Source organism: Bifidobacterium sp. MSTE12, from assembly GCF_000513015.1.
GTDB lineage: Bacteria > Actinomycetota > Actinomycetes > Actinomycetales > Bifidobacteriaceae > Bifidobacterium > Bifidobacterium dentium.
In genome coordinates this window covers 236,630-248,242 of record NZ_AZYA01000037.1, presented here as the reverse complement: position 1 = coordinate 248,242, position 11,613 = coordinate 236,630, and the positions used below count along the sequence as shown (strand labels likewise).

General features: G+C 55.3%; 10 protein-coding genes. 3 read left to right on the top strand and 7 right to left on the bottom strand.

The window, feature by feature from the left end; genetic code table 11:
• Positions 1–120 precede the first annotated feature (120 nt).
• The 6 genes from HMPREF1494_RS11900 to HMPREF1494_RS09740 form a co-directional block, all read right to left on the bottom strand.
• Positions 121–255, bottom strand: coding sequence for a hypothetical protein (locus HMPREF1494_RS11900; RefSeq protein WP_269319375.1), 135 nt, complete (start codon positions 253–255; stop codon positions 121–123).
• Positions 252–1,568 (bottom strand): hypothetical protein, encoded by a 1,317-nt coding sequence (locus HMPREF1494_RS09760; RefSeq protein ID WP_034522459.1) that lies wholly within the window; start codon positions 1,566–1,568, stop codon positions 252–254. Before HMPREF1494_RS09760 ends, HMPREF1494_RS11900 begins: the two co-directional genes overlap by 4 nt.
• A 180-nt stretch (positions 1,569–1,748) precedes the next feature.
• Positions 1,749–2,171, bottom strand: coding sequence for a hypothetical protein (locus HMPREF1494_RS09755; RefSeq protein WP_003845014.1), 423 nt, complete (start codon positions 2,169–2,171; stop codon positions 1,749–1,751).
• 553 nt (positions 2,172–2,724) lie between these two features.
• Positions 2,725–5,877: a DEAD/DEAH box helicase gene (locus tag HMPREF1494_RS09750; protein ID WP_034522457.1), complete on the bottom strand. Its 3,153-nt coding sequence runs from the start codon at positions 5,875–5,877 to the stop codon at positions 2,725–2,727.
• A 9-nt stretch (positions 5,878–5,886) separates the two neighbouring features.
• Positions 5,887–6,321 carry a (deoxy)nucleoside triphosphate pyrophosphohydrolase gene (locus tag HMPREF1494_RS09745; RefSeq protein WP_003839129.1) on the bottom strand — a complete coding sequence of 145 codons (435 nt, stop codon included), beginning with the start codon at positions 6,319–6,321 and terminating at the stop codon, positions 5,887–5,889.
• Between the two features lie 408 nt (positions 6,322–6,729).
• Positions 6,730–7,734, bottom strand: coding sequence for a Gfo/Idh/MocA family protein (locus tag HMPREF1494_RS09740; protein WP_034522455.1), 1,005 nt, complete (start codon positions 7,732–7,734; stop codon positions 6,730–6,732).
• 94 nt (positions 7,735–7,828) lie between these two features.
• On the opposite strand from HMPREF1494_RS09740, the gene HMPREF1494_RS09735 reads away from it, so the two are divergent.
• From HMPREF1494_RS09735 to HMPREF1494_RS09725, 3 genes are all read left to right on the top strand, one after another.
• Positions 7,829–8,344, top strand: a complete 516-nt coding sequence (locus HMPREF1494_RS09735) for a very short patch repair endonuclease (protein WP_231495402.1) — start codon at positions 7,829–7,831, stop codon at positions 8,342–8,344.
• A 76-nt stretch (positions 8,345–8,420) separates the two neighbouring features.
• On the top strand, positions 8,421–9,665 hold the full coding sequence (locus tag HMPREF1494_RS09730; RefSeq protein ID WP_003839136.1) for an aminotransferase class I/II-fold pyridoxal phosphate-dependent enzyme: 1,245 nt from the start codon (positions 8,421–8,423) through the stop codon (positions 9,663–9,665).
• Between the two features lie 160 nt (positions 9,666–9,825).
• The gene (locus tag HMPREF1494_RS09725) at positions 9,826–10,797 is read left to right on the top strand and encodes a Ppx/GppA phosphatase family protein (RefSeq protein ID WP_034522453.1); all 972 of its coding nucleotides are present in this window, start codon (positions 9,826–9,828) and stop codon (positions 10,795–10,797) included.
• Between the two features lie 2 nt (positions 10,798–10,799).
• Here HMPREF1494_RS09725 and HMPREF1494_RS09720 read toward each other — a convergent pair whose 3' ends face one another.
• Positions 10,800–11,537: a DUF4391 domain-containing protein gene (locus HMPREF1494_RS09720; RefSeq protein WP_034522451.1), complete on the bottom strand. Its 738-nt coding sequence runs from the start codon at positions 11,535–11,537 to the stop codon at positions 10,800–10,802.
• Between the last annotated feature and the right edge of the window lie 76 nt (positions 11,538–11,613).

Sequence of the window (11,613 nt, the reverse complement as noted above, 5' to 3'; positions counted from 1 at the left end):
GTTCAGGCGGGGTACCCATTGGGACCCCGCCTTTTTTGTATATGCTTTCTTTTGTTCTCTAGAGGGCATTGCATCTGATAATTCTTGTAATCTAACTGTTGTGCTTTCATTCTTTCTCTGTCACAACCTGCGGATGGGGAATAGCATGTAGCTTTTGTCTGTGCCGGGATCGGTGAAGTTCTGAACAGCACCGGCCAGAGAAAGCTGCTTTTCTTTCAGCAGGGTAAGCATTTTCTGGAAACTATTCGGAATCACTGATTCCTATCAGGCGTGTTCTTCCAAGCTTCGAGTTTCATGTGGTTCAGGGCCGTGTTCGGGCCATACGTGTCATCCAGACGTTCCTGATACATGGCGATCAATTCATCGCGGCGTCCAAGTGCTTCATATGCTGCTTCGCGAATCGTCTCCCACTCATAGGGCACAACCTCTTCAGGGAACATGACCGTGCACTGGTTCGGCTTGTCTCGCTGTACCAGATCCGCGAAATTCAGCAGATCCTGCCAACGTTCCGCGGCAATCAGGCGAGCCGCATAAGCATCGGCGAGTGGTTCGGAAGTGTGGTTGTCCCGCAGGAAGCGATCGGCCTCGTCAGCATCGCCGCTGATGCGCATCAGATCATGACGGAGAAATTGTACGGCATGATCAAACTGGTTCTGCGCAGTCTCGGCGATTTCCTTCTCCGTCAGCAACGCCGGATCAAGCATGGCAAGATCCTTCAACTCCTCCTCGGAAAGCGAGGAATCCATTTGGAAAAGGTCTATGTCGGTCTTAAGTTCCGCCAAAGGCGTGGATTCATTGGAATCGCTGGTTTTGTGAGACTCCGCGTCCGTGGTGGTGTCTGCTGCGGAAGCAGCGAATTCACTCATCGTGGCCATCGCCTTGTTCAATGCATCGTAGGCGAACATGCGTGTATCGTCCCATTGCGCGAACGACAGGCCGCAGGAGAGCAGCTCCACCATTTGCATGGCGTTGAGTCGGAAGTCATCATTGCATGCGACCTGCGTAATCATACGTAGCGACTGCTCTCCGGTCATAGGATCGGCGTTGCAGGCCACGGCATCCATATATACGCGCACGTTTTGGATGAGATCTTTCAGATAATCGAATCCCTCGTTGTCACGGTCGGCGACGTTGCCTACAAAACGGGCCGTCATCTCTACGGCCTTGGCGAGGTTACCGACTGCGTCAAGCCAGCGCGTACTCACCACGGCGTTACCGACTACGGCATCCACGCCGGAAAGGGCCTGTGAATCGAGGTGAAAAGTCGGCATGTCCATGCGAGGCATCTCTACGCCGGTGTCGGTGCGTTCGGCGGTGGGCACGATGGCGGCGATGGAATCGAAATACCATTGCATGGGCATGCTGATTACGTTATCGGCATCGGAAAGCTGCGCCACAGGTACATTGTTGCGATTTTCGGCGTCCTTTTGGGACGCTTCACGGATCAGATGATTCCACAGGAACGTCGGACCATCGAATTCCCCTGTTCGCAACCAACCATTGTTGACGTAATCGATGAGATCATCGACCTCCTGCCGACGGTTGATTCTGCCGTGTGCGTTGCTCATGCGCCCGCCTTTCCCGTAATAGACCAGGCAATGCACTGTACAGGCTACATCATGAGACGGTGCAACACTAGGGAAATACACGGGAGGTCAAGCGTGAAACATCGTGTGAAAACAATCTCCGTCGTTCCGTGATGAGATTCTTCCGCCGTTACGTTGCGTTGGCGCAATGAGTGACGAATCTCAGTACTTGTTGGCGCCTGATCCGACGAAATTGACTTCAAAGCCGCGATGATAGTGCAGGAACATGTCGGCGCCGTAACGGTCGACAGGACGATGCGTGAACAGCATGCGGATAGCGAATGCGGTCTGTACGTCATACGGCAGGTTCATGAATTCCTTGTGAGCGTCCCAGTACGGATTCATGGTGATGGCCGCATCCGGCACGTAGGCATAGCCGTAACCATCTTCGTTCACATAGCCCATGAACGGTAGATCCCAAGCATTATGGGCGGTGAGGGCGCGCTTGAAATCCTCGACCTGAGCGAGGGCCTCGTCGCTGATGCCGAGCTCCTTGGCGACCTTGTTGGCTGCGGCGGTTTTGGCGTCGGCATCCTGTCCGAACATGCTGAGATCCACATTGATGATGGTTTTCTCGTCTGCCATGATGATGTTCCTTTCGTGGATTTGTACTTTTGTGTACATATGATATGTGCGTTTTAATGTTCTTTTCGTATGCAAAATGAACATTGAAACTCGGTTTGCGTGTGTGGTGATAGTGGTTGCTCAATGCTTCCGAGAACAACCATAGCATGCTCCAGTAAGTAAGAAAACGCTGTAATTCACCCTTTTGTGGTCTGTATTAGCGGAAAAACGTTGTGATTCCAATGATTGATAGCAGATAAAATAATATGAGAAAAGTTAACATTGAGCGTGTTCTTTTTCTTCTGCGATGATGTGTTATATTTCTGTTCAAACGAACATTTCAGGTCTGGCTGAGATGATACGGCGTATCGCTGGCCTCGTGAATGAAGGCTCATATCAGGTGAATTCGCGAACGTCTTGTTCGACGCTATGTGACTCAGGGGACCAGACGCGGCGAGGTCGACTCTGCGGTGCCATTCCTGCGGGAGCATCTTCTCGAAACACATGAATGAGTAAAACGTTTGGGCCGCGCGTCCATGGTGTTGCGGCCCGTCCATGCTCGTGAGCCCAACAGTCACAGTGCGGATTTGCCAGTAAGGTGGCGGTAAAGCTCCGGGTCGACGGGCTTCATGAGTTTGAGCGTGGAGATGACTACCTTGGATTCCTTGCCATCCTCACCGACATTGACGGATTCGCGTACATCATGCAATGACGCCGCATTGCCGACAAAGTAGTATGAAGTCTCTTTTTCCTCTGCCTTGCGCCGGATGAAGATCGGCACAAAGTGGCGATCCTGCCATGTCAGAGGGCGTTCGGTTCCATCAAGCAGCCACCGGAATTCGTTGGATTTCAACGACCGGTTGTTTTTGCTGAACCATTCGATTTCACCGGAGTCAAGAAAACGATCACCATATTGACTCGCCTCGTACTTGATGAAGATCGGCAACGTATTGGTGAGAGAGTCAAGCTTGTAGCCGCCGACGTTCTGCGGCACCTGCTCGGCTTGCCAGCCACACAGCCGCATCACATCGAAGACGCTGTATTTCTCGCCATAGATAAATCCATGATTTTGCGCGATTCGATGCTTCACCGCGTTCCGTTCCAGAGTCAGTGCGTTACACAGACCGGCTTTGACGGTGTCCTCAAAGAACAGGTTGAATGTCGGATTGTCCAGTTGTTCAACAAATACATCAGAGAGTCTGCAACGCTCGCCATTGTCGACGGTAATGAACGGAGTCTTCCCAAAACGCTGGCTGTTCGCGGCAATGAAATATGAGTAGTCAAGTGTTGCCAATGCGGACCGCCACTGCAGTTCGCTATTATCGGCGCCAGGAAAAAGCTCGGGCAGTAGCTTCTGGAGATCGGCAATGCCCAACGAATCCAAAGTCTTGGCGGAATGAAACGCTGTAGACGACCGCTCGCTGCATTCGGGATCAATCGCATTCCAATCCAATCCGCACAGTACCGCCAAAATCAGCAGCTCGTGAGGTCGCAATCCACGAAGTTGCGTGGCGGTCAGCATCTTCAACATGCCATTGTGCACCTCGGAAGTCGGCTCAAGTTGTTCCAGATACGAAGCAGTCGCATGCCTGCCGCGAGAAAGGCTCTTTTCGCGAGAACGTACAAACGATAGGTAATCATCATTCTTTGCAGCCATGGTGTATACCAGCGAAGCGTCACGTCGTGCGATATCCATGAGCATCGGAATGCGACCCAGCTCATACCGCATCTGCTGGTATTGACGGCTGAGCAACTGCATATTCGACAAGTCGGCGGTATCGAGCGAAGCCAGCACGCGCTCGCGGGCGATCTTGTCGAAACTGATCGAAGAAATGCCGATCGTCTCGCGCTGCAGGTTCTTACGGGCGACGTCGCGATCGCCGGTATTGCCATACAGTGCGATCGGAATCAGATAGTTATTCGCATAATTGCCGATGAAATCAATGACGACAACCGAATCCTTGCCGCTTGCCTTACGCAGTCCGCGTCCAAGCTGTTGCGTGAAGATGATGCTCGACTGGGTCTGCCGGAGCATCACAATCTGGTTGATATGCGGAATATCCACACCTTCATTGAACAGGTCGACCGTGAAAATGTAATCCAGCTCGCCATTCTCCAGTTGTTCAACGGCAAGATCACGCTCCGCTTGGGGATGTTCGCCGGTAATCGCCTTTGTGCGATACGGACGTTCCGCCTGTTGGTTGATCTGCTGATTGAACAAAGCGGACAGGCGCTTCGCCTCTTCGCGCCGACTGCAGAAGACCAGACCTTGCACGTCGGTGCCGGCTTCGCCGTACAACTGGATTTTGTCGATGATATAGCGCACGCGGCTTGGGCTGGTGAGCTCCTCGAGCCAATGAGACAGATCGTTGCGTTCCTGCTCAGTCCAGTCGCTCGCCTTGATCTGCTTGCCGAGCAATCTGCCGTTCGGGGCTTCCTGAATGTACTCGTGAACCCCGTAATAATGAAACGGGCAGAGCATGTTCTCTTCAAGCGCCCGCTGCAAACGGATCTCATACGCCACGTTGTTGCCGAATAGCTCGAAGATATTGGCTCCGTCGGTACGTTCCGGCGTTGCGGTCATACCGAGCATGAAATCCGGGGTGAAGTAGTCGATGATTCGTTTGTACGAGTCAGCTGCCGCATGGTGTACTTCATCGATCAGAATGTAATCGAAATCGTCTTTGCCGAACTGCACAAGCACTTCCGGGCGGGACATCGTCTGTACGGTCGCGAACAGGTATTTGCGATCGTGTTCCTTGCTGATGCCGGAAAACAGGCCGAGTTCCTTAGCGGGGCAACCGAGTACTTTCTGATATGATTCCTTGGCCTTTTTCAGGATTTGTTCCTGCTGTGCAATGTACAACATGCGTTTTGGCTTGAATTGACGGACGTCAAATGCGGATAGGTATGTTTTGCCGGTGCCGGTCGCGGAAATGATGATTGCTCGGCTTTCGCCCTGTTTGCGCAGTTGCGCAAGATTCATCAACGCTTCGACTTGCATGGCATTCGGCGTGATGGTTCCTGCATCCTGTGTCTGCCTGCGATTTGGTCGGCGCGGTGGCGCGTACCTTTTGAAATCCTCCTCATACAGTTTGAGCCATGCGTCGGTGAGTGGCTTCGATTCGCTGATCTGGGAGTTGATTTCAGCAGTGAGCTGTTCGGCCAGGCCGCTGGTATCGGTGGTTGCGACTCTCAGATTCCATTCACGATTGGAATTCAGCGCGTTGATGGTGAGATTGGAGCTGCCGATGTATGTGGAGTAGAGCGGTTCGTCATCATCCGAATGGTGAAAGACATAACCCTTTGGATGATATGGGAAATCGGCGGTGTTTTCGGTCTCGTCGGTCTGACCGGGCTGCCAGATCCGTACTTGGATGCCTGTTTCCTGCTGTAGCTTCAGTAGTTCGGCGAAAGCCTTCGGGGAGTTAAAGTAGTTGAAGGTAGACGTGATGATTCTGCCGGACCGATGGTCGTTGCTGTCGGCAAAATCAAGGAAATTCTGCTTCAGCGTCTGCAAGGCGCCCTGACTGACGAAGGCAACGGACATGTCGAAATTCTGACTGCGGCCAAGTTCATCCTTGATCGCATATTCCATGGTCCTGCCATCATGGTTCGCGATCAGCATCGGCTCGTATTGTGGATCGACATCGTCTTTCTTTTCCACGAAACCCGAAAGAAGCGATTCGATCAGAGAAGAATTCTGCTGCCAGCCATCGTCCGCCATCGTCTGCCGTCACTTTCTTGTGAAATCCATCGCACAGATCAGTTGCACCGCTTCGCGGTCGGCGGGCGCCCAATCCAACGTGAGCATCTCATCTGGCGAAAGCCAACGGATTTCATGGTGTTCCGTCAGTCGAGGGGTGCCGTTCAGCAGATAGCAGACGAACGAGGTAAGCACAACGGTGCCGAAGTCGTAATCGTAGGAGGATGTGCACACTTCATCTGCAACCTCGACCTCGCACAGCAACTCCTCTTCGATCTCACGATGCAATGCCTCGCGCGCGGTTTCGTGCGGTTCGATCTTGCCTCCGGGGAATTCCCAGAAACCGGCCAGCGACTTGCCTTCGCCACGTTGAGCGCACAGCACCTTACCGTTGCGGACGATGGCTGCGCCTACAACGTTGATGATGTTGCGTGGTTGTTGCTTGGCTGGTGTTGCTTCGGTCATGCTCTCTCTCATCTTCGTCAGAGGAAATCAGGACCAGGATACAACGGGGAGGAAAGAATATGCGTACCGACATGTGCGGCGGCTCATCATATTCAGTGCAAAAACCAGGAGAGGCCGCGTCTTCCGAATCATTCGGGGCATGCCCGGGCGTATTCGGTGACATGCATTCTGGCTGTCATGGCCGCTATTGAAGGTAACGGCAAACGGTAGCCGCCTGTTGTCGTGATGACCACATACCCCCTAAAACACTATCTCGCCGCTGTGTGAGCAAGAGTTGCGTTGCCTGCGTTTTGGGAAAAATGAAAAGCGCGGAAAATCGGCACTTTTCGTCAATGCCTGCTTACGGGTTGCTTCTCATATGAGGCAAAGTGCTCACGCGGCGGCGAGATAGTGTTTTAGGGGGTATTGCTAAGCTTCGAATGGATACGTCAGGCCCCAGTCGGCACGTAGCGAATCCATGAGTTCCATGATGCGTAGGGTGTCAGCGTGGGGCATGGCCTCGCATTCGCGGTGACCATCAAGCATGGCCTGTGCGGAGGCTGCAACCTCGTACTCGTAGCCCGTTAGCTGTGGCGGAACGTCATAGTGGGCCTTGATCTGATGATTGCCGTCATGCACGTCGATTGAGGCGACGTTGTTGATGTTCTCGCAGGTCAGATAGCCGTCCGTGCCCCAAACGGCGCCCATACGGTCCGAATGACACAGAATGGAGCTTTGCGCCGTGGCCATTACGCCATTCTCATAATAGAATGTCATGGAATTATGGGCATCCACGCCGGTCTCATACGCTCGCATCGACGACTCCACGCGCGCAATCGGCGCATTGTGCATGATCATGTCGATGAAGTTGATCGGATATACGCCAACATCCAATAATGCGCCGCCGGCCAAAGCCGGATCGGTGATGCGCGCCTTCGCCGTGGTGGGGTAGCACAGATTGGCGTTGATGGCCGTCACTTCGCCGATGGTGCCGGAGGCGAGAATGTCATCGATCATTGTACGTGAGGGCATATAGCGCGTCCAGATTGCCTCGGCGCACAACATGCCGGTCTCACGCGATGCATCGAGCATTGCGCGGGTCTGGGCTGCATTCGCGCCAAACGCCTTCTCGACCAGTACTCCCTTACCCGCCCTCATGCACAATATGGCCTGTTCGGCATGCAGGTTATGCGGGGTCGCGATATAGACCAGATTCACATTCGGATCGGCGGCAAGCTCCTCATACGAGCCATACGAAACAGGGAAGCCGTACTGTGCGGCAAAGGTGGCTGCACGCTCGCCGTCGCGTGCCGCGACCGCATACGGCGAGACCAGATCCGTATAACGCGGATCGGCCGCCATCTTCACCAATGTTTCGGCCATGCTCTGCGCAATTCGGCCTGCGCCGAGAATGGCCACGTTCACTTGTGCCATAAGAGTCCTCCTTGAACCCGTCTGATTTGCCAGATTGCGTTGCTATGTACCAGATTACGCCGAATGATCCTGGGTCTTTTGCCATAATGGGGCCGTGGCGGGAAAAAGAGTCGAAAAGTACGAACGTGGCACCCGAAGCTACATCATGTCGCATATTCGGGGCAAGGACACGTCGATCGAAACGCTCGTGCGTAGTTTCCTGTTCGCCAAGGGCCTGCGATTCCGTAAGAACGACAAGCGCTATCCAGGGCACCCTGACGTGGTGTTGCCGAAGTACCATACCGTCGTGTTCGTCAACGGATGCTTCTGGCATATGCATGAAGATTGTACGAAGCATGCCATGCCGAAGTCGAACGTGGAGTTCTGGAGCGCGAAACTGCTGCGCAACCGTGATCGCGACGCCAAGCAGCATGCCGAACTTGAGGCGATGGGTTGGCGGGTGATTGTCGTATGGGAATGCGAGCTCGGCAAGAAGGTGCGTGAGGAGCGACTCGAACGGCTATATCGCGAGATCATGGCCGATGCCGGCGACGTTAACGATGCCGTCGGGGATGATGCCGTAGGGGATGATGACGTAGAAGACGGTAGGCCAGGCAGTCCCGATGTTTGAGGAATTCCTGCGCATTATGTGGGCGACTACCACGAAAAAGGGTTGGCTTGTCGTGTCTCGCCGTTAGAACCAAGATATGGGAAACGCTGAAGATATCGCACGAACCGTTGTTACCGCTGCCTCGTTGCCGCGGATATCGCACCGTGCGCAAATAGCCAATCCGTTCCGCGCCATGGTTTTCGGCGCAATGGCCGATGAGATGATCGCGGCCGGCACCGACGTGGTCAAGCTGAGTCTGGGCGAACCGGATTTCGGCGCCCCACCTGCGGTGCGCGATGCGATGCGTGAACAGTACGATGGCCGCCCGCTGCCATACACCGCCGCGATGGGTCTGCCGGAACTGCGTCAGGCGATTTCCGACTTCTACAGGGAGCGTCACCACGTCGACGTCGATCCGAAACGTATTGCGATCACCGCAGGCGGATCCACGGCACTGCTGCTGTCCGCTGCGCTGACGGTGAATGAGGGTGACGAGGTGTTGATTGCGGACCCGTCCTATCCGTGCAATCGCGAACTGGTGCGCGCGTTCGGCGGCAAAGTCGTGGATGTGCCGACCAGTGCGGCCACTCGATTCCATCTGACGCCGGAATCATGCAGGGAATACTGGTCGGAACGCACCAAGGCCGTGATGATCACCTCGCCATCGAATCCGACCGGTACCACCATCGCCTTCGACACGTTGAAGGCCGTGTGCGAGCTGGCTCGTGAACGTGGTGCATGGCGTATCGTCGACGAGACCTACTTGGATCTGGCCGATCGTGAACCTGACGGTTCCGATGTGAAATCCGTGCTGGCATGCGATCCGGATGCCATTGTCTGCTCGAGCTTCTCCAAGTTCTTCGGCATGACCGGCTGGCGTTTGGGATGGATGGTTGTGCCTGAATATGCGCTTGAAGCCATGGATGACCTTGCCACCAATTTTTTCCTATGCGCGCATACGCCCACCCAGCATGCGGCGCTCGCGTGCTTTACGCCGGAAACGTTGGCTGTGTGTGAGGAACGCCGTCAGGAGCTGCTGGAGCGTCGGCGCATCGTGGTTGACGGTCTGGCTGAAATCGGTTTGCCGTTGGAGGTCGAGCCGAATGGTGCGTTCTATGCGTATTTCAACATTTCCGATACGGGTCTGGATGCGTGGACGTTCTGCGAACGTGCTCTGAAGGAGGCGCATATCGCGTTGACTCCGGGACGTGACTTCGGTGAGGCTACGGCCGATACGCATGTGCGTCTGTCGTATGCGGCCTCCCGCGAGGCTTTGCGCGAGGGCTTGAAGCGTCTCGGCGATTTTGTGGCCGGGCTGCGTGCCGGTAGCGTACTTGTCTGATTGATGAGGTTTCCGTCGTGTATGTGCCCGGTGCTTCGGATTGAATGCTGGAGGGCAAACGGCTTTCCGTTTGGCATATGAGAGGCCGTTGCGCGGTGGAAGAATCGCGAGGGCATGTCGCACATGAACTTAATCGCTTAAGTTGCTATGCTATGGAGGCATGGTGAATTTACGCTCGCACGCTACACGACTCGGCGTGCTCGATATCGGTTCGAATACGGTGCACATGCTTATCGTTGATGCGGCCCCGGGAGCCCGGCCCGAGCCGGAGGCGAGTGTGAAGAGCACTGTCCGCCTGATGCAATACCTCAAGGAAGATGGCACTATCAGAAAGGCCGGCGTCGAAGCCGTGCTCGAGGCCGTGCAAAAGGCGATGAAGCTTGCCGAAGAGTATGAAATCACCCAGCTGCTCGTGCTTGCCACCTCCGCATTGCGCGAAGCGCCTAACGGCGGCAAGATTCTGCGCCGCATCGAGGAGACTATCGGCCAGCCGGTCACCGTGCTGTCCGGCGTCGATGAGGCACGGCTTACCTTCCTTGCCGCTCGTCGCTGGTATGGATGGGATGCCGGACGCCTGCTCGTTCTGGACATCGGTGGCGGATCGCTCGAAGTGGCCATGGGTTCCGATGAAGACCCGACCGTGGCACTGAGCGTACCTGCTGGCGCCGGCCACGTTACCCGCGAATTCCTGCCGGAAAACGGCGTCGCCGATGCGCAGGAGCTTGAAAAGGCCCGCAAGCAGATTCGCAGGATCCTCGATCCGATGGTCGAGGCGTTCCCTAAATCGAAGCATCCGATGCACGCGGTCGGCACGTCCAAGACGATTCGCTCATTGGCTCGCTTGGCTGGTGCCGTGCTGCGCCAGCCTGGTCGTGTGGACACATCGGTGATGACCCGGGCTCAGCTTGAGGATTGGCTGCCTCGCCTTGCCTCGATTTCACCTGATCAGCGTGTGGCATTGCCGGGCGTCACGCCGGAGCGCACGTATCAGATCGTCGGCGGTGGCCTGGTGATTGATGAGATCATGCGTGCACTTGACGTCGAGGAGATCGAAATCTGCCCATGGGCCCTGCGCGAAGGTGCGATTCTGCGCTGGCTTGACCAGTTCGGACGCACGAGATTGGGGTTCTGACCTCAGAGCACCAGTGGTGCGTTCAGTGCCTCGAGCTGCTTCTTGGCCTTATGAAGCTTGGCGAAGATCTCATTGCGTTGCTCGGGGTTTTTGGCGCGCTGATGGTCGCGCGTGAGCTTGTCGATATCGGCCTGCAACTGCACGACCTGAGTGTGGCGCACAATGCGTGCGTCCAGATTCGTAGGGTCGGAGGATTCGAAGATCACCTGCGAACACAACGACTCCCACAGCGCATCCACCGAATCGACTGACGGGTCGTCGATTAATAGCATTGCCTCTCCGGCCGGAGCCCATGCCGAAGAAAACACATTGAATGTCGGCGTATGCCCGGCGCGACCTGGCAGTGCGCGACGGATGGCAAATGCGCATTCCTGCCGCGTCGTACCCTCGAAATCGGCGTCGTGCACGCAGACGAATACGATGCCCGACTTGCGTTGCGCTGCAATCAGTTCGACGATTTCCGACGGAATCGTGGCGTTTCTGCCGTGCAGTCGCAGACCGATTACCAGTATTTCCGGAATGCGTGAGCCCTGTGCAAGCGAGGTGTTCGAGGTGCGCAACAGCGCAATCATCGTAATCGCTTCGATGTCGTTGACCAAGCGTTGCTTCGTCTTGGCGGAAATCGGCACTTTCGCGGCGAACAGTCCTTTCGGAAGATTCGCTTTTTCGGCGGGAATGGCGGTGGCATTCGGCAAGCCGAGAGTGAGTGCGGTAACCGAGCCGCAGGAAGCGATCATCATTGCCGGCCTTCTTTCGTTCGAATGGCGTTCGGGACATATGGGCGTTCGTTGCCAGTAACTCTATCTCATGAACGTC